The following is a 25,570-nucleotide window of genomic DNA, read 5'->3' on the forward strand; positions in this document are numbered from 1 at the left end:
CTGCGGCATCGATGTGGACCGGAGGCGGATCATGAATCCATTCGACGATGCGGACGGCACGTTTCTGGTGGTGGTGAACGCCGAGTCGCAGCACTCGTTGTGGCCGGAATTCGCCGAGGCGCCGGCGGGTTGGACCGTGGCATGGGGGCCGGGCGGGCGCGACGACGCGCTGCGCTTCGTCGAGGAGAACTGGCAGGACATGCGGCCGAAGAGCCTCGCCCTCGCCATGGACCAGGCCGGAAACATGGACCAGGCCGGGAACATGGACCAGGCCGAGAACGCCGCGTCCCATGGGTGAGGACGACCGGCACTGGCCGCTGAGTAGCGAGCAGCAGCGGCTGTGGTTCATCGACCGGCTGACGCCGGCCAGCGCCGCCTACCACGTGCCGGTGTCGTGGCGGCTGCGCGACGCCGTGCCACTGCCGGAGGTCGTCGCCACCGTCGGCCGCCTGCTGGCCCGGCACGACGCGCTGTTCACGGCCTTCGCGGAGATCGACGGCGAGCCGGTGCAGCGCCTGCTGCGGGCCCGCGAAGTGCCCCTGGAGGTGCACGACCTCACCGGCTGCCCGGCCGCCGAGCGTGACGCCCGGTGCGCCGAGGTGGTGCGGGAGGTGTCCCGCCGGCCGTTCGACCTGAGCGCCGGGCCCCTGGTCCGCGCGGCGGTGTTCGCCGTCGACGACCAGGTGCGGCTGCTCCACCTCACGTTCCACCACATCGCCGTCGACGGCCTCTCGCTGGAGATCGTCGAACGCGACCTGGCCGCCGGCCTGGGCGGCGCTCCCGTCCCGCCCCCGGCGGAGGCCACGTACGTCGAGCACTGCGCCCGGCAGCAGGAATGGCTGGCCGGGCCGCGGGCGCAGCGGGACCTCGACCGGCGCGTCGAGCAGCTGCGGGGCGCGCCGGAGCTGCTCGAACTCGGCCGCGACCGGCCCCGGCCCCGCGATTTCACCTACCGGGGCGAGACCCTGCGGTTCACCGTGGACCCCGACGTCCGGGACCGGGTGCGGGCCCTGGCGGCGGCCAGCGGCGTCACGCCGTACGTGGTGCTGCTGGCGGCCTTCCACGTCTTCCTGCACCGGCAGACCGGGCAGACCGATCTCGTCGTCGGCTCGCCGGTCGCCGGCCGGGGGGACAGCCGCTTCCTGGACGTGGTCGGCCTGTTCGCCGGCACGATGGTGGCCCGCACCGACGTGGGCGGCGAGCCGACGTTCGAGGCCGTCGTGGCGCGCACCCAGGAGTCGGTGCTGGACGCCCTGGAGCATCTCGACGTGCCGTTCGACCGGCTGGTCAACCGCCTCGTGCCGCAGCGGGTGCCCAGCCACGGCCCGCTCGTGCAGGTGCTGTTCGCGTTCCACGAGACCGGGCCGGCGGCCGGGGCCGGCGTCGCGGGCGGAGCCGGGGCGGGGGCCGGCGCGTCGTTCCTCACCCGCGAGTTCGTGCCCACGGACACTGCGAAGCTGGACCTCACGTTCACCGTCTACGACGACGGCGACCGCTTCGACATCGAGATCGAGTACTGCACGGACCTGTTCGGCCGCGACTCGGTCGAGTACTTCTTCCGGCACTGGTCGTGCCTGCTGTCGAGCGCGCTCGACCAGCCCCGGCTGGCGATCGGGCAGCTCGCCGCGACGGACGCCGCCGAGCGGTCGCTGATCCGGTCCTGGTCGGCGGCCCAGACGTCGGCGGCGGGTGACGACGCCGACCTGACGGTGCACGAGTTGGTGGGGCGGTGGGTGGAGCGGTCGCCGGGTGCGGTGGCGGTGGTGTGTGGGGAGGTGGTGTTGACGTATGGGGAGTTGGGTGTGCGGTCGGATGTGGTGGCGGGGTTGTTGCGGGGGTTGGGGGTTGGTGGGGGTTCGTTGGTGGGGGTGTGTGGTGGGCGGTCGGTGGAGTTGGTGGTGTGGTGTCTGGGGGTGTTGAAGGCTGGTGGGGCGTATGTGCCGTTGGATGTTGATTATCCGGCGGAGCGGTTGTCGTGGATGTTGGCCGATTCGGGTGTGTCGGTGGTGTTGGGTGCTGCGGGTGCGGCGGGTCGGTTGCCGTCGGGTCCGTGGCGGGTGGTGGAGGTCGACGCGGAGGCTGCGGAGCCGGTGGAGGCGGTTCCTCCGGTGCCGACGACAGGCGACAGCGCGGCGTATGTGATCTACACGTCGGGGTCGACCGGCCGCCCCAAGGGCGTCACCGTGACCCACCGCAACGCGGTCCGGCTGTTCGCCTCGGCCGCCCGCGACTTCAGCTTCGGCCCCGACGACGTCTGGTCCATGTTCCACAGCTCGTCGTTCGACGTCTGCGTCTGGGAGACGTGGGGCGCGCTGGGCACCGGCGGTCGGCTGGTCGTGGTGCCCTACTGGGTCTCCCGCAGCCCCGACGACCTGCACGCGCTCGTGCGGGACGCGGGCGTGACCGTGTTCAGCCAGACCCCGTCCGCGTTCGTCCAGTTCGAGGCCGCCGACGCCCGCCTCGCCGACCCGCACCGGCAGTCGAACCCGCTGGCGCTGCGCTACGTCGTCTTCGCCGGTGAGGCCCTCGACCACGGGTCGGTGCGCCGGTGGGCCGCCCGGCACGGCTGGGACCGGCCGCGCCTGGTCAACATGTACGGGATCACCGAGACCACCGTGCACAACACGTTCCGCGAGGTCGGGGCCGACGACCTGACCCGCGCCCTCACCCAGATCGGCCGCCCGCTGGCGGACCTGGCGATCCACGTCCTCGACGGGAACCTGCGGCCCTGCCCGGTCGGCGTCATCGGCGAGATGTACGTCGGCGGGCCCGGGGTCGCCCGGGGCTACCTCGGCCAGCCCGGGCTGACCGCCGGACGCTTCGTGGCGGACCCGGTCGGCGACGAGCCGGGCGCGCGCCTCTACCGCAGCGGCGACCTGGCCCGGTGGCGTCCCGACGGGACCCTGGAGTACGCCGGCCGCGCCGACAGCCAGATCAAGATCCGGGGCTTCCGGGTGGAGCTGACCGAGATCGAGGCCGTCGCCCACCAGTTCCCCGGCGTCACCGGCACGGCCGTCACCATCCGGCCCGACGACGCGGGGGCCCCGCAGCTCATCGCGTACGTGGTGCCGGAGGCCGGGTCGGCGGTGCCGGTCGCCGAGCTGCGGCAGTGGCTGGCGGACCGGCTGCCCGACTACATGGTGCCGGCGCGCTTCGTGGAGCTGGCGGCGATCCCGCTGACGCCGAGCGGCAAGACCGACCACCGGCGGCTGCCCGACCCCGTCGAGGAGGCCCGCCCCGCCGGCAGCGGCGACTACGTCCCCCCGCAGGGCCCGGTGGAGCGGCGGCTCGCCGAGATCTGGGTCGACGCGCTCGGCCCCGTCCAGGTGGGCCGGCACGACAACTTCTTCCACCTCGGCGGCGACTCGATCCGCAGCATCCGGGTGCTCGGCGCGGCCCGCGCCAGCGGCATCACCTTCGAGTTGCAGGAGCTGTTCCACCGCCCCACGATCGCCGAACTCGCCGCCGCCTGCACGGTCGTCGACGTCCCCGACGCCCCGACGCGCCGCCCGTTCGAGCTGGTCGACGCCGCCGACCGGGCCCACCTGCCGGGCGGGCTCGTCGACGCGTACCCGATGACGGCGTTGCAGGTCGGCATGGTCTACGAGATGACCCGCGACCCGGAGCGGCTGCCGTACCACAACGTCGACAGCATGAAGGTGCGCGCGCCGTTCGAGGCCGACGCCTTCTCCCGGGCCGTCGCGCACGTCGTGCGCCGGCACCCGATCCTGCGTACGGCGCTGGCGCTCACCGACTACAGCGAGCCGCTCCAGCTCGTGCACGCCGAGGCGGTCCTGCCGGTCGGCTGCGACGACCTGCGCGACCTCGACGAGGCGGCGCAGGACGAGATCGTCCGGGCCTACCTGGAGCACCAGCGGGTCACCCCGTTCGACCACGACCGCCCGCCGCTGCTGCGGATGCACGTGCACCGCCGCACCGACGACGTGTTCCAGTGGACGCTCACCGAGCACCACGCCGTCTTCGACGGCTGGAGCCTGCACTCCACGCTCAGCGAGATCATGCGGGTCTACCAGGGCCTGCGCGACGGCGTCGAGCCGGCGGACCCGCCGTTGACCGCGCAGTACCGCGACTTCGTCGAGCTGGAACGCGCCGCCCTCACCTCGACCGAGACCGAACGGTTCTGGCGCGAGCGGCTGGCCGAGCCGCCGGACACCCGGCTGCTGCGCTGGCCCGACGGGCCCGTGCCGGAGCTGCCCGGCGAGCAGCGCTTCGCGGGCGAGTGGTGGTATGCCACCGACGCCCGTCAGCGCTACGGCTCGGTGGAGACCGTGCTCAGCCCCGAGCTCTGCGCGGCGCTGGGGGAGCTGGCCAACCGGTGCGGCACCCCGCTGAAGGCCCTCTTCGTCGCGGCCTGCCTGCGTACGGTCGGCTACGCCACCGGCGCGACCGACGTCCTGGTCGGGGTGACCGCCAACGGCCGGCCGGAGGAGGCCGGCGGCGACGACGTGCGGGGGCTGTTCCTCAACACGCTGCCGTTCCGGCTGGCGCTGCCCGACGGCACGTGGACGGACCTGATCGCCGCGGTCTTCGCGGCCGAGCGCGACATGCTGCCGCACCGCCGCTTCCCCATGGCCGAGATGCAGCGCCGGCTCGGCATGGACCAGCCGGTCAACGTCAACTTCGTCTACAACCACTTCCACGTGATGGCCGAGATGCTCTCCGGCCGGGGCACCGAGATCCTCGACGGCAAGATCGGCAGCTTCTCCACCGTCCGCGCCGAGCCGACGAACTTCCCGCTCAACATCGGCGTCGTCCGCGACCCCGTCTCCGACCGGGTGCTGCTGGCCATGGACTTCCACACCGACGCCGTCCGGGCCGAACAGGTGCGGCTGCTGCGCGACTGGTTCGTGGCCGCCCTGTGGGACATGGTGACCGCGCCGGACCGCCGGTACCTGCGCGAGCCGCTGGCCGGCGCTGCGGAGCGGTCCCTGCTCGCCTCCTGGTCGGCGGCGGCCCGGGAACCGGAGCCGGCCGACCGCGCGCTGCTGGTGCACGAGTTGGTGGGTCGGTGGGTGGAGCGGTCGCCGGGTGCGGTGGCGGTGGTGTGTGGGGAGGTGGTGTTGACGTATGGGGAGTTGGGTGTGCGGTCGGATGTGGTGGCGGGGTTGTTGCGGGGGTTGGGGGTTGGTGGGGGTTCGTTGGTGGGGGTGTGTGGTGGGCGGTCGGTGGAGTTGGTGGTGTGGTGTCTGGGGGTGTTGAAGGCTGGTGGGGCGTATGTGCCGTTGGATGTTGATTATCCGGCGGAGCGGTTGTCGTGGATGTTGGCCGATTCGGGTGTGTCGGTGGTGTTGGGTGCTGCGGGTGCGGCGGGTCGGTTGCCGTCGGGTCCGTGGCGGGTGGTGGAGGTCGACGCGGAGGCTGCGGAGCCGGTGGAGGCGGTTCCTCCGGTGCCGACGACAGGCGACAGCGCGGCGTATGTGATCTACACGTCGGGCTCGACCGGCCGCCCCAAGGGCGTCACCGTCCCGCACTCCGCCGTCGCCCGCCTGCTGCACTGGGGCGAGGAGTTCCTGACCGCCGGCCCCGACGACGTCTGGTCCATGTTCCACAGCTCGTCGTTCGACTTCTCCGTGTGGGAGATCTGGGGCGCGCTGAGCACCGGCGGCCGGGTCGTCGTGGTGCCCTACTGGGTCTCCCGCAACCCCGAGGACTTCCACCGCCTCGTCACCGACGCCGGGGTCACCGTGCTGAACCAGACCCCCTCCTCGTTCGCCCAGTTCGAGGACGTGGACTCCCGCGCCGACCGGCCCCACGCGCTGCGCTGGGTGGTCTTCGGCGGCGAGGCCCTGGAGCACGCCTCGGTGCGGCGGTGGGCCGCCCGGCACGGCTGGGACCGGCCGCGACTGGTCAACATGTACGGGATCACCGAGACCACCGTGCACGTCACCGCCCGCACCCTCGGGCCCGACGACGTCGGCGACGGCCTCAGCCGGATCGGCCGCGAGGTGGCCGGCCTGACCGCGCACGTCCTCGACCCGATGCTCGTGCCCGTGCCGCCCGGCGCGGTCGGCGAACTCTACGTCGGCGGCGCGCGGCTGGCGCGCGGGTACGTCGGGCGGCCCGGGCTCACGGCGGAGCGGTTCGTCGCCGACCCGTACGCCAGCCCGCCCGGCGGCCGGCTCTACCGCACCGGCGACCGGGTGCGGCTGCGCCCCGACGGCGACCTGGAGTACGCCGGCCGCGTCGACAACATGGTCAACATCCGGGGCTTCCGGGTCGAGCCCGGGGAGGTCGAGGCGACGATCGCCCGGCACCCGGACGTCGGCGCGGCCGTCGTGGTGACCCGCCCCGACGAGGCGGGACGCGCCGGGCTCGTCGGCTACGTCACCCCCGCCGGCCCCGCCACCCTCACGGCGGCGCAGGTGCGCGAGTGGCTGCGCCACCAGCTTCCCGAGTACCTGCTGCCGGCGCGGCTCGTGGTGCTCGACGCGCTGCCGCTGACCCCGACCGGGAAGGTCGACCGGGCGGCGCTGCCCGAGCCCGAACTCGACGGGTCGCTCACCGGCCCGGCCCCGCGTACCCCGGCCGAACGCATCCTGTGCGACCTCTTCGCCGAGCTGCTCGGGGTGCCCGAGCTGGGCATCGACGGCAGTTTCTTCGGCCTCGGCGGCGACAGCATCATGTCCATCCAGCTCGTCAGCCGGGCCCGCCGCGCCGGCCTGCGCCTCAAGCCGAAGGACGTCTACCAGCAGCGCACCGTGCGCGCCCTGGCCGCCGTGGCGACCACCGTGGACGGCGTCGACGCCGGCCCGGCCGACGACGGCACCGGGGCGGTGCCGCTGACGCCGATCATGGCCTGGGCCCGGGAGGAACTCGGCGGCCCGCTGGACGCGTTCAGCCAGTCGATGCTGGTGCGGGTGCCCGCCGGGCAGACCGTCGAGCGGGTCCGCGAGGCCGTGCAGGCGCTGCTCGACCACCACCCCGCGCTGCGGATGCGGGCCCGCACCGGGCCGGGCGACGGGCCGTGGGAGCTGGAGATCCCGCCCGCCGGGGCGGTACGCGCCGACGACTGCCTGCGCGTCGTCGACCTCGCCGACGCCGACACGGCCGACCGGCCGGCGCTGATCGCCGCGCAGGCGCGGGCCGCCCGCGAGCGGCTGCGCCCCGCCGACGGCGTCCTCGTGCAGGCCGTCTGGTTCGCCGCCGGCCCGCACGTCGGGAACCGGCTGCTGCTGGTCGTGCACCACTTCGCCGTCGACGGGGTGTCGTGGCGGATCCTGCTGGCCGACCTGCGCGCGGCCTGCGCCGCGCTCGACGCCGGGCGGCGGCCGGAGTTGGAGCCGGCGGGCACCACGCTGCGCGCCTGGGCGCGGCAGGTCGCGGCGCTGGTTGACGGGCCGACCCGCGCCGACGAGTTGGCCGCCTGGACGCGGCTGCTGGACCGGCCCGACCCGCCCCTGGGCGACCGGCCCCTCGACCGCCGCGTCGACGTCCACGGGCGGCTGCGCAGCGTCACCCGCACCGCGTCGACGGCCTGCACCCTGGCCGCGCTGACCACGGCCCCGGCCGCGTACCGGACGGGGGTGGACGAGATCCTGCTGAGCGCCCTGGCGCTGGCACTGCCGCCGTGGCTGGCCCGGCGGGGTCGGGGCGGCTCCGACGGGGTGCTGGTCGCCCTGGAGGGGCACGGCCGCGACGGGCTCGTGCCCGACGCCGACCTGTCCCGCACCGTCGGCTGGTTCACCCGCATCCACCCCGTGCGGCTCGACCCGGGCCCCGTCGACGGGGCGCAGGCGCGCACCGGCGGCCCGGCCGTCAGCGCCGCCGTCAAGCGGGTCAGGGACCAGCTCACCGCCCTGCCCCCGGCCGGCGGGTACGGCGTGCTGCGCTACCTCGACCCCCGGACCGGCCCCGCGCTCGCCCGGCTGCCGGCCCCGCAGGTGGCCTTCAACTACCTCGGCCGGTTCCCCGCCGCCGAGCCGGACGACTGGGGGCCGGCGGAGGAGGGCCTCGTGCTGCGGGGCGGGGCCGACGCGGGTGACCCCGTGCCGCACGCCCTGGAGATCGGGGCCGTCACCGTCGACGGCCCGGCCGGGCCGCAGTTGCGTACCACCTGGTCGTGGCCGGCAGGGCTGCTGGCCGAGACCGACGTGGCCGACCTGGCCGACGACTGGCACGCCGCCCTGGAGGCCGTCGTGGCCAGCTCGGCGACGCCGTCCGTCGGCGGTCACACGCCGGCGGACCTGTCGCTGGTCTCGCTGACCCAGGACGAGATCGACGACCTTGAGCAGGAGCTCGCGGCGGAACAGGGAGCGGTGTCATGACGACGTCGAACATCGAGGACATCCTGCCGCTGGCGCCGTTGCAGGCCGGGATGATGTTCCACTCCTGGCAGGGCAGCGCCGGCCCGGAGGTGCAGACCGCGCAGCTCATCCTCGACCTGCACGGCCCCCTCGACGCCGCCGCGCTGAAGGCGGCGGCGGAAGGGCTGCTGCGCCGGCACCCCAACCTGCGGGCCAGCTTCCGGGAACGCCGCTCCGGCGCCCCCGTGCAGGTGATCACCACGGGGGCGGGCCTGTCGTGGACGGAGGTGACCGTCGAGCCGGGGGAGGACCCCGACGCCGCCCTCGCCCGGCACACCGAGGCCGACCAGGGCCGCCGGTTCGACCTGCGGCGGGCCCCGCTGATCGTGTTCCGGCTGATCCGCGTCGACGGCGACCGGCACCGGCTCGTCGTCACGTACCACCACATCCTGCTCGACGGCTGGTCCACGTCCCTGCTCATCCGCGAGCTGTGCGCCCTCTACGAGCACGGGGGCGACGGCGCGGCGCTGCCGCCGCCGGTGCCGTACCGGGACTTCCTCGCCTGGCTCGCCGCGCAGGACCGGCCGCGCGCCGAGGCGGCCTGGCGGGCGGCGCTGGCCGACCTCGACGGGCCGACCCTCGTCGCCCCCGCCGACCCCACCCGCGCCCCCGTGTGGCCGGGCAGCCTGCCCGGCGAACTCGGGCCGCAGGACACGGCGGACCTCGTCGCGTTCGCCCGCCGGCACGACCTCACCGTCAACACCGTCGTCCAGGCCGCGTGGGCGCTGCTCGTCGGCCAGCTCACCGGCCGCTCCGACGTGACGTTCGGCGCGGCCGTGTCCGGGCGGCCCCCCGAGCTGGCCGGCGCGGAGAGCATGGTCGGCCTGCTGATGAACGTCGTGCCGGTGCGCGTGCGGCTGCGCCGCGACGAACCGCTGTCGGCGCTGCTGACGCGGATCCAGCACGAGCAGGCGCACCTCATCGAACACCACCACCTCGGCCTCGCCGACGTGCAGAAGGTCGCCGGGACGGGCGAGCTGTTCGACACCTGCGTCGCGTTCGAGAACTTCCCCGAGTCCGGGGAGCTGCGCTGCGGGCCGCTGCGCGTCGAGGCGGGCGCGGACGACGCCGCCCACTATCCGCTGAGCCTCAACGCGGCGGCCGGCACCCGGCTGCGGCTGCGGCTGTCGTACCGGCCGGACCTGTTCCCGGCGGCCTTCGCCCGGGGACTGCTGCGCCGGTTCACCCGGCTGCTGACCGACCTGCCTGCCGCGACGGCGACCCGCACCGGGCGGCTCGACCTGCTCGGCGTCGAGGAGCGGCACCGGCTGTCCACCCAGTCCCGCAACCCCGACCCGGTGCCCGTGGCGACCCTGCCGGCCCTGGTGGAGGCGTGGGCCGCCCGCACGCCCGACGCGGTCGCCGTGCGCTGCGGCGCGCGGAGGCTGACGTACGCCGAACTGAACGCCGACGCGAACCGGCTCGCCCACGCGCTCGTCGCCCGGGGGATCGGCCCGGAGCGGCTCGTCGCGCTCGCCCTGCCGCGCGGCGTCGACCTGGTCGCCGCGATCCTCGCCGTCACCAAGGCCGGCGGCGGCTACCTGCCGGTCGACCCGGAATACCCGCGCCCCCGCGTCGAGCAGATGCTGGCCGACGCCGAGCCGGCCTGCGTCGTGTTCGCCGGGGCGGACGCCGCGCCGGTGGCCCGCGCCGCCGCCGAGGCCGCCGGCCTGCCCCGCCTCGACCTGCGCGACCCGGCGCTGGCGGCGGAGCTGGCCGGCCGCCCGGACCGCGACCCGACCGACCGGGACCGTCGGGTCCCGCTGCTGCCGACCCACCCCGCGTACGTGATCTTCACGTCGGGGTCCACCGGCCGCCCCAAGGGCGTCGTCGTCACCCACCGGGGCGTCAGCAGTCTCGCCGCCACCCAGGCCGCCCACCTCGGCGTCGACGGGCGGGCCCGGGTCCTCCAGTTCGCCTCGCCCAGCTTCGACGCCTCCTTCTGGGAGCTGTGCATGGCGCTGACCAACGGCGCGGCGCTGGTCGTGCCGACCGAGCGGCTGCTCGTCGGCGAGCCGCTCGCCGAGTGCGTCCGCGCGCACGGGGTCACCCACGCGACGCTGCCCCCGGCAGTGCTCACCCAGCTCGCCGTGCAGCCACTGCCGACCCTGCGCTCCCTGGTGCTGGCCGGCGAGGCGCTGCCCGCCGAGCTGGTGACCCGCTGGGCGCCGGGCCGCCGCATGGTCAACGCGTACGGCCCGACGGAGACGACGGTGTGCGCCACCATCAGCGCCGACCTGCGCGCCGACCGGGTCGGGGCGGGGGCCGCCGTGCCCATCGGCCGCCCGGTGCGCAACTGCCAGGTGTACGTCCTCGACGACAGCCTCCGGCTCGTCCCCGCCGGGGTGGCCGGCGAGCTGTACGTGTCGGGGCGGGCGCTGGCCCGCGGCTACCTGCGCCGGCCGGGGCTGACCGCGACCCGGTTCGTCGCCGACCCGTACTCGGGGCCGGGCGAGCGGATGTACCGCACCGGCGACCTGGTGCGCTGGCGTCCCGACGGGGAACTGGAGTTCGTCGGCCGGGTCGACGACCAGGTGAAGGTGCGGGGCCACCGGATCGAGCCCGGCGAGGTGGAGGCGGTGCTGACCCGTCACGACGCCGTCGCCCAGGCGGCGGTGGTCGTCCGCGAGGTCGGCACGGGCGGGCGGCAGCTCGTCGCGTACCTCGTCGGGGCGGCGGGCGGACCAGCCCCCGACCCGGCGGCCGTGCGCGCCTTCGTCGCCGCCCACCTGCCCGAGTTCATGGTGCCGAACATCTTCGTGCGGCTCGCCGCCCTGCCGCTGACCCCCAACGGGAAGGTCGACCGGCTGGCCCTGCCCGCGCCCGGCCAGGAGCCCGCCCCCGGCGACGACCTGCCGGGCACCGCCACCGAGAAGCTGCTCTGCGACCTGTTCGCCGAGGTGCTCGGGGTGCCCACCGTCGGGGTGGGGGACAGCTTCTTCGGCCTCGGCGGCGACAGCATCTCGTCGATCCAGCTCGTCAGCCGGGCGCAGAGCGCGGGGCTGGCCATCCGGCCCCGGGACGTCGTCGCCCACCCGACCGTCGCCCGGCTGGCCGCCGCCGCCGACCTGGCCGCCGACGTGGCCGCCGACCGCACCCGCGACGCCGCCGTCGCCCGCGCCGCCGACGGGGTCGGCGAGCTGGACCCGACGCCGATCATGGAGTGGCTGCGGGCGGCCGGCGGGCCGGTGGACGGCTACTACCAGTCCATGGTGGTGCGCGTGCCCGCCGGGCTCACCGAGGCCGACCTGCGCGCCGCCGTGCAGGCGGTCCTCGACCGGCACGACACGCTGCGGATGCGGCTGGACCGGCCGTCCTGCCCCGACGGCCCGTGGCGGCTCGACGTGGCCGCGCCGGGCAGCGTGCCGGCCGCCTCGGTGCTGACCCGGGTGCCCGTCGACCCGGCCGACGAGGAGCCGGCCCTGCGGGCGGTCGTGGCCGCGCACGCCCGCGCCGCGCAGTCCCGGCTCGCGCCGGCCGCGCGGGTCATGCTCCAGGCCGTCTGGTTCGACGCCGGCCCGCAGGCCCGGGGCCGGCTGCTGCTGGCCGCCCACCACCTCGCCGTCGACGCGACCTCCTGGGGGATCCTCCTGCCCGACCTGGCCGCCGCGTGGGCGGCGGTGTCGGCCGGGGCCCGGCCCGAGCTGGCCCCGGTCACCACCTCGTACCGGCGGTGGTCGGCGCTGCTCGCCGAGGAGGCGACCCGGCCGGCGCGCGCCGCCGAGCTGGACCTGTGGCGCGGGGCGCTGGCGGCGGCCCCGCCGCCCGTCGGCACCCGAGCGGCCGACCCGGCCCGGGACACCGCCCGCACCGCCCGCAGCCTGGCCCAGGCCGTGCCGGCGGAGCTGTCGGCGGCGCTGCTGCGCCGCGTCCCCGACGCGTTCCACGCCGGGGTCGACGAGGTGCTGCTGGCCGCGCTGACCATCGCGGTCGCGTCCGAGCGGCCCGGCGGGCTGCTCGTCGACGTCGAGAGCCACGGCCGGCAGCCGCTGACCGAACACGTCGACCTCGCCCGCACCGTCGGCTGGTTCACCAGCCTGTTCCCGCTGCGGGTGGACCCGGCCGGCGTGGACTGGGCGGACGTATGGGCCGCCGGACCCGCCGCCGGCACCGTCGTCAGGGAGGTCAAGGAGCGGCTGCGGGCCGTGCCCGACAACGGCATCGGCTACGGGCTGCTGCGTTACCTCAACCCGGCCACCGGCCCCGAACTCGCCGGGCTGGGCCGCCCGCAGCTCGGCTTCAACTACCTGGGCCGGCTCGGCGGCGGCGCGGCGGAGGCCGACTGGACGCCCGTCGCGGGCGACGCCCTCGGCGGCGACGTCGACGCGGACATGCCGCTGCCGCACGCCGTGTCGCTGAACGCCGTGACCGTGGACACCGCCGACGGGCCCCGGCTGCGGGCCACCTGGACGTGGGCCGGCGACGCCGTGCCCGAGCCCCGGGTCCGCGAGCTGGCCGACGCGTGGCTGCGCGCGCTACAGGTGCTGGCCGACAGCGCGGCGGCACCGGCGGCGGGCCGGATCCCGTCGGACTTCCCGCTGGTCGCCGTCGGGCAGGCCGAACTCGACGCGATCGGGGCCGAGTATCCGCGCCTGACGGACCTGCTGCCGCTCGCGCCGTTGCAGGAGGGCATCCTCTACCACGCCACGTACGCCGAGGCCGGCGCGGACGTCTACACCGCCCAGCTCACCCTGGAGCTGACCGGCCCGCTCGACGCGCAGGCGCTGCGCCGCGCCGCCCAGGGCCTGCTCACCCGGCACCCGCACCTCGGCGCGGCGTTCCGGCAGCGGCTCGCCGGCCCGCCGGTGCAGGTCCTCGGCGACGGCGTGGAGCTGCCGTGGCAGGAGACCGACCTGTCGGCGCTGCCCGCCGCGGAACGCGACGCCGAGGCCGCCCGGATCGCCGACACCGAACGGCGGCGGCGCTTCGACCCGGCCCGGCCGCCGCTGCTGCGGTTCAGCCTGGTCCGGCTCGACGCCGAGCGGCACCGCCTCGACTTCACCCACCACCACATCCTCCTCGACGGCTGGTCGCTGTCGCTGGTGCTGCGCGACCTCATCGCCGGCTACGAGCACCACCGGGGGGCCGCCGCCCCGCCGCCGCCCGCGCCGTTCCGCGACTACCTGGCCTGGGTGGCCCGGCAGGACCGGACCGCCGCCGAGTCGGCGTGGCGGGCGGCGCTGGCCGGCCTGACCGAGCCGACCCTGCTGGCCGGGCCGGGCGCGGCGCACCCGACGGCGCTGCCGCGCGACGTCGACCTGGAGCTGGACGAGGAGCTGACGGCGGCGCTGACCGCCCTGGCCCGGGAACGTGGCGTGACCGTCAACACCGTGCTCCAGGGGACGTGGGGCGTGCTGCTCGGCTATCTCACCGGCCGCGCCGACGTGGTGTTCGGCACCCCGGTCGCGGGACGCCCGCCGGACCTGCCGGGCGTCGAGCAGATGGTCGGGCTGTTCCTCAACACGCTGCCGGTGCGGGTGTGCGCCGGCCCGGGGGAGACCTTCGGTGACCTGCTGACCCGGCTGCACGGCGAGCAGTCGGCCCTGGTGCCGCACCAGCACCTCGGGCTGGGCGCGGTGCAGCGGCTCGCCGGCACCCAGGGCGCCCTGTTCGACACCCTGTACGTGTTCGAGAACTACCCCGTCGCGCTCGACGGCACGCCGGCCGTGGGCGACGCCCGGATCACCGCCGTGACGGGCCGCGACGCCACCCACTACCCGCTGGCCGTCGTCGTGCTGCCCGGCCGCCGGATGCGCGTCCGCGTCAGCCACCAGCCCGACCTGGTCGACGCGGCGACGGCGGCGGCGGTGCTGGAGCGGCTGGCGGCGCTGCTGCGGGCGGTCGTCGCCGACCCGGCGACCCCGGTGGCCCGGCTCGCCCCGCTCACCGGCGCGGAGCTGCGCCTGCTCGCAGACGCCAACGACACCGCCCACCCGCTCGGTGATCCGGCCTCGGGCACCCTCGCCGGGCTGGTCGAGGCGCAGGCGCGGCGCACCCCCGACGCGGTGGCCGTCCGCTGCGGCGACGAGGAGCTGAGCTACGCCGGCCTCGACGCCGCCGCCAACCGGCTGGCGCACCTGCTGATCGCGCGCGGGGCCGGCCCGGAGCGGGTGGTGGCCGTCGGGCTGCCCCGCTCCACGGCCAGCCTCGTGGCGATCCTCGCCGCCGTGAAGGCGGGCGCGGCGTACCTGCCGGTGGACCCGGACTACCCGGCCGCGCGGCGGGCGCTGATGGTCCGCGACAGCGCGGCCGTCTGCGTCGTCGCGACCCGGGACACCGCCGGTCAGCTCGTCGCCGACGGCTGCCCCGCCGACCGGTGCCTCGCCGTCGACGACCCGGCCGTGGCGGACCTGCTCGACCGGCAACCCGCCACCGCGCCCACCGACCGGGACCGGCGCGCGCCGCTGCGCCCCGGACACCCCGCCTACGTCATCTACACGTCCGGCTCGACCGGGCGGCCCAAGGGGGTGGTCGTCCCGCACGCCGGCATCGTCAACCGGCTGCGCTGGATGCAGGAGGAGTACGGGCTGACCGCCGCCGACCGGGTCCTGCACAAGACCAGCCTCAGCTTCGACGTGTCGGTGTGGGAGATGTTCTGGCCGCTGTCCACCGGCGCGGCGGTCGTCGTCGCCGACGCCGAGGAGCAGCGCGACCCGACCCGGCTGGCCCGGCTGATCGCCCGGCACCGGGTCACCACCGCGCACTTCGTGCCGTCGGTGCTCGCCGCGTTCCTGGCCGAGCCGGTCGCCGCGTACTGCGCCGGCCTGCGCCGGGTGATCTGTAGCGGTGAGGCGCTCGACCCCGACCTGGCGCACCGCTTCCACGCCGCCTGCGGCGCACAGCTGCACAACCTGTACGGGCCCACCGAGGCGTCCGTGGACGTCACGCACTGGCCCGTGCCGGCCGGCGCACGCCCGGCGTACGTGCCGATCGGCCGGCCCATCTGGAACACCCGGGTGCACGTGCTCGACGGCTGCCTGCGCCCCGTACCGCCGGGCGTGGTGGGCGACCTCTACCTGTCCGGCGTCGGCCTGGCCCGGGGCTATCTGGGCCGGCCCGCCCTGACCGCCGAGCGGTTCCTGGCCGACCCGTCCGGCGGCCCCGGCGAGCGGATGTACCGCACCGGCGACCGGGCGGCGTGGGACGCCGCCGGCCAGGTGGTGTTCCACGGGCGCGACGACCAGCAGGTGAAGGTGCGGGGCTTCCGCGTCGAGCTGGGCGAGATCGACGCGGCGCTGGCCCGCTGCGCGGGCGTGGCCGCCGCGGCGACGACGGTCCGGGAGGACGTGCCGGGCATCCGCCGCGTCGTCGGCTACGTGGTGCCGCAGCCGGCGGCGCCGTTCGACCCGGCCCTGCTGCGCGCCGAGCTGGCGGCGGGCCTGCCGGCGTACCTGGTGCCGGCGGCGATCGTCGAACTCGCCGCGCTGCCGCTCGCGCCGAACGGCAAGCTCGACCGCGCGGCCCTGCCCGCGCCGCCGGCACCGGCCGCCGAAGCGGAAGCCGACGCCGGGGCGGTCACCGCCTGGGAGGCCCGGCTGTGCGCGCTGTTCGGCGAGGTGCTCGGCGTGCCCGCCGGGGTCGACGACGACTTCTTCGACCTCGGCGGGGACTCGCTCACGGCGATGCGGCTGGTGCACGGCGTCGAGGCGCTCGGCGTCGACCTGGAGGTCCTGCAACTGATGCTGCACCCCACCCCCGGCCGGCTGGCCGCGCACCTGCCCGAACCGGTGCCTGCCACCCGCACCCCTGCGCACGAAGGTTCCGCCCCCACCCCTGCGAACGAAGGTTGACGACAATGCTGACGCTGGGATTCAGCGGCCTCGACCGCGGCACGGCGCTCAAGCGCGCGATACTCGGCGACGGGTGGCGGCGGGAACAACGGATCGTCCAGGGCCTCGACGCCGCGGCGGCCCTGGTCGACGAGACCGGGGTGATCGCCGCCGCCGCGCAGGAACGCTACGACGGCGACAAGGGCACCGGCCGCTTCCCCCACGACGCGATCGACGCCTGCCTGCGGGCGGCCGGGGCGACGATGCGCGACGTCGAGGTCGTCGCACACGGCTTCCGCTACGAGCCGTCCCCCGTCTGGCAGCTCGACCACCTCGCGGCCCGGTGGTACGAGGAGGTGTACGCCCAGCGCGTCCAGCGGGAGACCTTCCGCGCCCACTACCCGCCCGCCGTCGCCGAGCCCCGCTTCGTCCACGTGCGGCACCACGTGGCCCACGCCGCCAGCAGCTACTACCTCAGCGGCTTCGACGAGGCGCTGGTGGTCGTGGCCGACGGCATGGGCGAGCAGGAGTCGCTGACCGTGTTCGAGGGCCGGGGCGCGGCGCTCGACCAGTGCGGCAGCTATCCGATCATGAGTTCGCTGGGCATCCTCTACAGCGTCTTCACGCACTACCTGGGCTTCCAGCCCGGCATGGACGAATACAAGGTGATGGGCCTGGCCCCGTACGGGGACCGGCAGCGCTACCGGGGGCCGCTCGACGAGTTCGTCCGGCTCGACCCCGACGGCGGGTTCGCCGTGCCGCTGCTGTCGGCCAACAAGTCCCCGCTGGAACGCGAGACGCACCAGGGCGTGCTGCGTCGGCTGGAGGAGAAGCTCGGCCCGGCGCGCGAGCCCGACGCCGAGCTGGCGCAGCACCACATGGACGTGGCCGCCGCCCTCCAGGACGCGCTGGAACGGACGCTGCTGCACGTGCTCACCGAGTACCGCCGCCGCACCGGGTTGCGCCGGCTCTGCCTGGCCGGCGGCGTCGCGCTCAACTGCTCCGCCAACGGGGTGATCCTGCGCAGCGGCCTCTTCGACGAGGTGTTCGTGCAGCCGGCCGCCGGTGACGACGGCACCGCCCTGGGCGCGGCCCTGGCCGCGCTGCGCGAGGCGCGGCCGGCGGCGCCGGCCGGCATGGACATGCCGTACTGGGGGGACGACCTCGCCGACGCCGACGTCGCGGCGGCGCTGCGCGACCTCGGCCCCGGCTTCACCGTCGCGCGGCACGCCGGGGAGGACCTGGTCCGCGAGACCGTCGCGCTGATCGAGGGCGGTGCCACGGTGGCGCTGTGCCAGGGCCGGATGGAGTTCGGCCCGCGCGCCCTGGGCAACCGCAGCATCCTCGCCGACCCGCGCTCGCCGACGATGCGCGCCCACCTCAACACCGTGGTCAAGCAGCGCGAGGAGTTCCGCCCCTTCGCCCCGGCGGTGCCCGTGGAGGACGCCGCCACCTACTTCGACATCCCGCCGGGGACGGCGGCGGCGTTCCGGCACATGCTGATGGTCACCGGCGTACGGGAGCCCTACCGGGACCGGCTGCCCGCCGTCACCCACGTCGACGGGTCCGCCCGGGTGCAGGTGGTGCAGCGCGAGTCCGCGCCGCTGTTCTGGGCGCTGCTGCGCGAGATGGGCCGCCGCACGGGGCTGCCGGTGCTGGTCAACACGTCGTTCAACCTGCGGGGCCAGCCGATCGTCCGCACCCCCGCCGAGGCGGTCGCCACGTTCGCCCGGTCCACCCTGGACGCGCTGGTCCTCGGCGACCACCTGGTCCGGCGCGCCACCGTCGGTGACGATGCGGGCGTCGACGCGGGGCGGGCCGCGTGAGCATCGACAACGAGCCGGCGACGGCCGACGCCGCGCCGTACGCCGAGATCGTGCACGCGGCCCTCGGCCAGGTGCTGCGGCGGGACCGGATCGACCCGTACGCCGACTTCTTCGACCTCGGCGGGCAGTCCCTCCAGGCCGTCGAGGTGGCCCTCGAACTGCGCCGGCGCACCGGCATCGCCGTCGACCTGGACCTGCTGTTCACCTGCCGGCGGCCCGTCGACGTGGCCGCGCACCTCGCCCGGCACGCACCGGCGGCGCGCGAGACCCCGATGTCGCCCACCGAGGAGCGGCTGCTGTTCCTCGACCGGCTGCACCCCGGCTCGCCGCTGTACTGCGTCCCGGTGCGCTACCGGTTCGCCGGCGAGCTCGACGCCGAGGCGCTGCGCGCCGCGTTGCAGGACCTGGTGGACCGGCACGAGGCGCTGCGCACCTGCTTCACGGCGGACGGCCGGCGGCTGGTCCGGTCGGCCGCCGCCCTGCCGTGGACGGTCGTTGACCTGTCCGGGGAGGAGCCCGCGCGGGCCGCCGCCGAGGCCCGCCGGCACGTCGCGGAGGAGGCCCGCCGCCCGGTGCCCACCGACGTGCCGCCCCTGGCGCGCGCCTGCCTCGTCACCGAGCCCGGCGACCGCGCGGTCCTGCTGCTCACCCTGCACCACCTGATCGCCGATCAGCACTCGCTGGACCTGCTCGACCGCCAGCTCCAGCAGTCGTACGGCGAACGCGTCGGCCTGGCCCGGGACCTGCCGCCGTTGCGCCGCCGTGGCCTGGCCGGCCGCCCCGACGCGGCGGCGGCGCGCGCCCACTGGCGGGGGCAGCTCGCCGGGCTGGGCGGCCGGATGGCGCTGCCGGCCGACCGGCCGCGCCCCGACGTGGTGGGCCCGGCCGGCGAGGTGGTGACCGCGCCGGTCGACGCCGCGCTGGTGGCCCGCCTCACCGAACTGGCGGCGGCCTGCGCGGCGTCGGAGTTCATGGTGCTGCTCGCCGCGTACGCGGCGTTCCTCGCCCGGGTCGCCGCGCAAGGGGGCGCGGCGCATGCGCCGGTCGTGGTCGGCGCGCCGCTGGGCGGGCGGACCGCCGACGACGAGGACACCGTCGGCATGTTCGTCAACGTCCTGCCGGTCCGGGTGCGCATCGGGCCCGACACCACCTTCCGGCAGCTCGTCGCGCAGGTGCGCGGGCAGGTCAGCGCGGCGCTGGCCTACCAGTGGACGCCGTTGCAGGAGCTGGTGGCCGACGCGACCGCCGCGGCGGGCCCGGCCGGGCACCCGCTGACCCAGGTCAGCATCTCGCACGTCGACGACCGCGCCTGGCACTGGGCCCCGGCCGGGGCCACCGCCGCCCGCGACGTCCTGTCGACCGGCACCGCCAAGTACGAGCTGCTGTGGACGGTCACCACCGGCGCGGCGTCGGCGACGTCGGCGCTGGAGGCCGCCGCCGACCTGTTCACCCATGGCCGGGCCGAGGAGCTGCACGGCCGGCTGCTGGCCGACCTCGCCCTGCTCAGCGCGGCCCCGGACGCCCCCGTCGCGCCGGCTCACCCGCCCGCGCCGGCCCAGCCGACCTACCCGGCCCCGCCGGTCGCGTCGGCCCCGGACCGCGCCGCCGGCCGGGCCCCCGGCGGATACGTCCGCCAGCCCGCCGACCGGCCGGTGCACGAGGTGGTGGCGCACCGGGCGCGGACCTACCCGGACGCGGTCGCCGTCCGGCACGGCGGGAAGAGCCTGCGCTACGGCGAGCTGGACGCCGCCGCCGGCGGGCTCGCCGGGCACCTGGTCGAGGCGGGTGTACGGCCGGGGGACCGGGTCGCCGTGGCCGCCGAGCGGGGCGCGGACGCGGTCACCGCGTTCCTGGCCGTGCTGCGCGCCGGGGCGGCGTACGTGCCCGTCGACGTGGCCCAGCCGACCGCCCGCAGCCGGACGATCCTGCGCGACAGCGGCGTGCGGCTCGCCCTGTGCCAGCCGGGCGCGCGGGGACACGTGCCGGCCGGGGTGCCGACCGTCGACCTGGCCGCCGCGCTGGCCGGGGCCGCCGACCGGCCCGCCCCGCCGCCGGTGCCGGTGACCGTCCGGCATCCCGCGTACGTCATGTACACCTCCGGCTCCACCGGGACGCCGAAGGGGGTGGTGGTCCCGCACGAGGCGATCCTGCGGCTGGTGCCGCGGTCCAACTTCCTGAGCCTGCACCCGGAGGACGTCGTCGCGCACCTGTCGAACACCGCCTTCGACGCGGCCACCCTGGAGGTCTGGGGCGCGCTGTGCGCGGGCGCGACGCTGGCGGTGGTGCCGCGCGAGGTGGCCCTGTCGCCGCACCGGATGGGGCGGTTCCTCGCTGACACCGGCGTGAGCGTCATGTTCACCACGAACGCCCTGCTCAACGCCATCGTCGCGCACGTGCCCGACGCGTTCGCCGGGCTGCGGGTGCTGCTCATCGGCGGCGACCAGTACGCGCTGGAGCCGGTCCGGCGGATGCTGGCCGCCGGCGCGCCGCAGCACCTCGTCAACGCGTACGGGCCGACGGAGAACACCACCTTCTCCGCCGCCCACGAGGTGACCGCCGCCGACCTGGACCGGGGGGTCCTGCCGATCGGCGGGGCCATCGACGGCACGTACCTGCGGGTGCTCGACGACCGGCTGGCCCCCGTCGCGCCCGGCGGCGCCGGCGAGCTGTACGTCGGGGGTCAGGGGCTGGCCGACGGCTACGTGGGCGACCCGGGGCGCACCAGCGCCGCGTTCGTCGCCGACCCGTACGCCGCCGACCCGTTCGCCGTCGAGCCCGGGGCGCGGCTCTACCGCACCGGCGACCTGGTGCGGCTGCTGCCCGACGGCGGCGTCGTGTTCCTCGGCCGCCGCGACGACCAGGTCAAGGTCAGCGGGTTCCGGGTGGAGCTCGGCGAGGTGGAACGGGTCCTCGGCGACTGCCCCGGGGTGGGCGAGTGCGCGGTGCTGGCGGTCGCCGACGCCGACGCCGTGGAGCTGGTCGCCGTGCTGACCGGCCCCGCCGACCCCGGCGAGGTGCGGGAGTTCCTGCGGGCCAACCTGCCGGCGTACATGGTGCCGGCGCGGTGCCACCGGGTGCGGCGGCTGCCGACGACGAACAACGGCAAGGTGGACCGGCCGGCGCTGCTGGCGGAGCTGGGCCGCGCCGCCGCCTCCGTCCCGGATCCGGCCCCGACACCCGCTGGGGTGGCGTCGGTCGACCCGGTCGCCGCCGGGCTCGCCGACATCTGGCGGGACCTGCTGGGGATCGCCGACGTCAACGCCGACAGCCACTTCTTCGCCCTGGGCGGCACCTCCATCAAGGCCCTGCACCTGGTCGGCGCGGTGCACCGGCGCTTCGGCGTGGACCTGCGGATCGTCACCGTGTTCCGCCGGCCCGCCTTCGCCGACCTGGCCCGGGAGATCACCGACCTGGCCGGGGTGGCCGCCGACCCGGCCCGTGAGGCGATCGACCTGGCCGGGGAGAGCACCGGCCCGGCCGGGACCGAGCGGAGGGGGCACGGCGATGGACCTGGGCGACCCTGACCTCTACCTCGACCCGGGCCGGTTCGCCCGCTGGCGCGGCCACGCCGCCGCCGACGCCGTGCTGTGGAGCGAGGCCGGCACGTCGCCGGGCGGCTTCTGGTCGGTGTTCTCGCTGGCCGCGTGCCGCGCGATCCTCGCGCCGAAGGCGCCGTTCACCTCCGAGTACGGGATGATGATCGGCTTCGACCGCGACCACCCCGACAAGGCGGGCGGCGGGATGCTCGTGGTCGCCGACGGGCCCCAGCACGGCCGGCTGCGCAGCGTGATCATGCCGTTCCTGTCCCGGGCGATGGCCGAGTCCCTCGACGACGTCGTCCGGCAGGAGGTGCGCCGGCTCGTCGCCGACGCCGTCTCGGCCGGCGGCGTGGACGTCGCCGCCTCGCTCGGGCCGGTGATCCCGGCGAGCGTCGTCTGCCGGATCCTCGGCGTGCCGGCCGACGACCGCGACATGCTCATCGACCTGACCAACCACGCCTTCGGCGGCGCGGACGACACCTTCGACCGGATGTCGCCGGAGGCGGCCCACTCGGAGATGATCCTCTACCTCGCCGACCTGGTGGCCGACCGGCGGCGCAACCCGGGCGACGACCTGATCAGCGCGCTCGCCGCGGACAGCCGCTTCGACCTGCGTGAGGTGCTCCTCAACTGCGACAACGTCCTCGTCGGCGGCAACGAGACGACCCGCCACGCGATCGCCGGCTGCTTCCACGCGCTGGCCACGTCGCCGGGGACCCTCGCCGGCCTGCGGGCCGACCCCGGCCTCGTCGGGCCGGTCGTCGAGGAGGTCATCCGGTGGACGTCGCCCGCGATGCACGTGTTGCGGGTCGCCACCGCCGACGTCGACCTGCCCGGCCAGCGGGTGTCGACCGGCGAGGCGGTCGTCGCGTGGCTGCCGGCGGCCAACCGCGACCCCCGCCACTTCGCCGCCCCCGACGAGTTCCGCCCCGGTCGCACCGCCAACCACCTGGGCTTCGGGTACGGCCCGCACCACTGCCTCGGCGCGGCACTGGCCCGGCTGGAGCTGCGGGCGCTGCTGCTGGCCCTGGCCGAGTTCGCGGGGGCCGTGGCCGTGCTCGGGGAGCCCGTGCCGCTGCGCTCCAACCTGGTGCACGGCTATCGCCACCTTCAGGTGCGGCTGGAACCCGTCGGCCGTCCCGTCAACCACCGAGAGGCGCTGAGTTGAGTGACCGCGTTCAGGGACGGCCGGTTTCGCCGGCTGTACATCGGCGACGCCCTGTCGGGCTTCGGGGACACCGCGCTGCTGCTGGCCCTCGGCATCTGGGTCAAGGACCTCACCGGCAGCAACTCGGCGGCCGGCGTGGTGTTCCTGGCCATGGGCCTGCCGGTGCTGTTCGCCCCGCTGGCCGGGCGGCAGATCGACCGGGTACGCCGCAAGACGCTGCTGATGGTCACCAACGGCATCGCCGGGCTGGTGGTGCTGGCGCTGCTCGGCGTGCGCAGCGCCGAGGACACCTGGATCATCTACGCCGTCGCCATCGTGCACGGCTGCGTCGCCACGGTGCTCACGGCGGGGCGCAACGCCCTGCTCAAGGACCTGCTGCCCGACCGTGACCTGCCGTCGGCCAACGCGGCGTTCGGCACGCTGTTCGGGTTCACCCGCATCCTCGCGCCGCTGGTCGGCTCCGGCATCTACGCCGCGTTCGGCGGTCACCTGCTGGCGCTGATCGACGCGTTGACCTTCCTCGCCGCCATCACCGCGCTCGCGTCCGTACGCGTCGCCGAGTCGCCGCCGGAACCCACCGGCGAACGGTTCGGCACGGAGCTGCTCGCCGGCCTGCGGCACATCCGGTCGGTCCCGCTGCTGTCCCAGGTCACCCTGGTCAGCGCCGTCGCGTTCGGGGCGGTGGGCTTCCTGGAGCCGATCATCTTCGTGGTGGTCGAGGACGGGCTGCACCGGCCGGCCGCGTTCTTCGGGGTGATCGTCAGCGTCCAGGGCATCGGCTCGATCGCCGCCGGCTTCACCGGGGCGTGGCTGCTGCGCCGCGTCGGCGAGGCCCGGGCCATCGGCGGGGCGCTGGTCGGCCTGGGGATCGGCTGCGCCGCCCTGGCCGTCGGCGCGACCCCCGTCGTGCTGGGCGGGGCGATCGGGATCGGGCTCGCGGTCACCTGGTTCGCGATCGGCTGGAACACCCTGCTCCAGCGGCACACCCCCTCGCGGCTGCTGGGCCGGGTCTTCACCACGGCGGGCATGCTGGTGACGGTCCCGCAGACGGCGTGCATCGGGGTGGCCGCCGTCCTCATCGGCGTCGTGGACTACCGCGTCCTGCTGGCCGTCCTGTCGCTGGTGATCCTGCTGTCCGGGCTGCGGCTGCTGACCCGCCCGAAGCCGACGCCCGGGCCCGCCGAGGAGAAGGCCGACCAGACCGAGCTGGAGGTCGCGCCGTGACCACCGTCGAGAGCTCGACCGCCCACCGGACCGTGCGGGTGCCCTTCGCGGGGCACCGCGCGGGCCGCTGGCCGATGCCCCACGGGCAGAGCAACGTCTTCGACTGGATGCCGCACGAGGGCACCGGCGCGGTGTTCGTCGTCCACGCCGACCTGCCCGACGGCCACACCGTCGACGACGTGCTCGACGCCGTCGGCGCGCTGGTGTCCCGCCACGAGGGGCTGCGGACGGTCTACGAGGTCGGCCCGGGCGTCGAGCGGGCCCAGGTGGTGTGCCGGTCCGGCCACGTCGAGGTGACGCTGCTCGAACTCGGGCCGCAGGCGCGCGAGCGCACCTGGATCACCGATCCGCCCCGCCCGTTCGACCACGCCGCCGACTTCCCCGTCCGGATGGCGGTCGCCACCGACGCCGGGGTGCCGGTGCGGGCCGTCTTCGAGTTCTCCCACACCGCCGCGGACCTGGTGGCGGCGAACATCGTGCTGGACGAGTTCGTCGGGCTGGTCGCGTCGCCCGCCGACGCTGCGGCGGCCCCGCCGGTCTGGCAGCCCGCCGACCAGGCCGAGTACGAGCGGACCCCCGAGGCCCGCCGCCGGATGGCGAGGACGCTCGACTACTGGCGCCGGCAACTGCACACCCTGCCGCCGTGCCTCGTCTCCACCCCGGCCCGCCGGCAGGGGGAGCCGGAGCACCGGCTCGCGACGCTGCGCTCCGCCCCCGTCGCCGCCGCCCTCGCCGAGATCGCCAGGCGGGCCAGGGTCACCCCGGCCAGTGTCCTCGTCACCACCACGGCGACGCTGCTGTGCTGGTGGACCGACACCGACCGGGCGATGCTGGAGGCCCTCTACAGCAACCGGGCGCTGCCCCGCATGCAGAGCTTCGTCGGCAGCATCGCGCAGAGCGCGCTGGTCCCGTTCGCGCCGGCCCCCTCGTTCCACGAGACGCTGCGGCAGACGCACCTCAACATCTTCAACGCCTACCAGTACGCCTACTTCGACGCGACCGCCGTGGAGGAGCTGGTCCAGTCGATCGGCTCCCAGCGGGGCTGCCAACGGCACCGGGACCTCGTGATCAACGACATGAGCACCTCCCGGGGCGGCGTCTTCGACGGGCGGGCCGGGGCGCCGGTGCGGGGCACCGAGGTGGAGAGCGGCCTGGAGACGCAGGCCACCGGCCCGGTGCAGCTCGTCATCCTGCGTACCCGGCCCACCGTCGTGGTCGGCCTCACCCACGACGTACGGCACGTCACCACCGACGAGGCGGCGGAGCTGCTGTGGTCGATGGAGCGGATCCTGCTGACCGCCGCCGAGGGGGACATCGACTACGACCGGTTCGGCGACCTCGTCGGGCTCGACCGGGTCGAGCGCGGCGACAACTGGGTGGAGATCGACTCCGCCTGGATCGACCTCGCCGAAAGCGAGCGGGTGCTCCGGGAGGCGACCGGCGACCCGACCGCCAGGGTCGTCCTGCGGGACGGGCCCGTCGGCACCCGGTCGCTCGTCGGGTACGCCGCCCCGGCCGACCCGCGCGTCGACCCGCGCGACGTGCACCGGGCGATCATGGCGACGCTCGGCGGCCGGCACGGCGCGACCGCCCCCGACTCGTACGTCCTCTGCGCCCACCCGCCCCGCCGGCCCGAGGACCCGGCCGCCTGGCAGGCCCAGCCGTTCCGCGCGGCGGGCACGGGCAGGTAACACCGGGCCGCCCGTCGAACCTTTGCCGC

At 75.9% G+C, this 25,570-nt stretch carries 8 protein-coding genes; all 8 read left to right on the forward strand.

What is annotated here, in order from left to right:
• The first annotated feature begins 31 nt into the window (after positions 1-31).
• Genes O7628_RS19360 through O7628_RS19395 form a run of 8 tightly spaced genes read left to right on the forward strand, consistent with a single transcriptional unit; the run spans position 32 to position 25,541 of the window.
• Positions 32-298: an MbtH family protein gene (locus O7628_RS19360; protein WP_278132509.1), complete on the forward strand. Its 267-nt coding sequence runs from the start codon at positions 32-34 to the stop codon at positions 296-298.
• Positions 291-8,285, forward strand: a complete 7,995-nt coding sequence (locus O7628_RS19365) for a non-ribosomal peptide synthetase (RefSeq protein ID WP_278132511.1) — start codon at positions 291-293, stop codon at positions 8,283-8,285. The genes O7628_RS19360 and O7628_RS19365 overlap by 8 nt, the downstream gene beginning before the upstream one ends.
• Positions 8,282-16,114: a non-ribosomal peptide synthetase gene (locus tag O7628_RS19370; protein WP_278132512.1), complete on the forward strand. Its 7,833-nt coding sequence runs from the start codon at positions 8,282-8,284 to the stop codon at positions 16,112-16,114. Before O7628_RS19365 ends, O7628_RS19370 begins: the two co-directional genes overlap by 4 nt.
• A gap of 5 nt (positions 16,115-16,119) precedes the next feature.
• A complete protein-coding gene (locus tag O7628_RS19375) occupies positions 16,120-17,919 on the forward strand; it encodes a carbamoyltransferase C-terminal domain-containing protein (protein WP_278132513.1) in 1,800 nt (599 codons plus the stop codon).
• The gene (locus O7628_RS19380) at positions 17,916-21,443 is read left to right on the forward strand and encodes an amino acid adenylation domain-containing protein (RefSeq protein ID WP_278132514.1); all 3,528 of its coding nucleotides are present in this window, start codon (positions 17,916-17,918) and stop codon (positions 21,441-21,443) included. The genes O7628_RS19375 and O7628_RS19380 overlap by 4 nt, the downstream gene beginning before the upstream one ends.
• A complete protein-coding gene (locus tag O7628_RS19385; RefSeq protein ID WP_278132515.1) occupies positions 21,424-22,626 on the forward strand; it encodes a cytochrome P450 in 1,203 nt (400 codons plus the stop codon). The genes O7628_RS19380 and O7628_RS19385 overlap by 20 nt, the downstream gene beginning before the upstream one ends.
• A complete protein-coding gene (locus O7628_RS19390; RefSeq protein ID WP_278132516.1) occupies positions 22,627-23,850 on the forward strand; it encodes an MFS transporter in 1,224 nt (407 codons plus the stop codon).
• The gene (locus O7628_RS19395) at positions 23,847-25,541 is read left to right on the forward strand and encodes a condensation domain-containing protein (protein WP_278132518.1); all 1,695 of its coding nucleotides are present in this window, start codon (positions 23,847-23,849) and stop codon (positions 25,539-25,541) included. Before O7628_RS19390 ends, O7628_RS19395 begins: the two co-directional genes overlap by 4 nt.
• The last annotated feature ends 29 nt before the right edge of the window (positions 25,542-25,570 follow it).

The organism is Micromonospora sp. WMMD956 (genome assembly GCF_029626125.1).
GTDB lineage: Bacteria > Actinomycetota > Actinomycetes > Mycobacteriales > Micromonosporaceae > Micromonospora > Micromonospora carbonacea.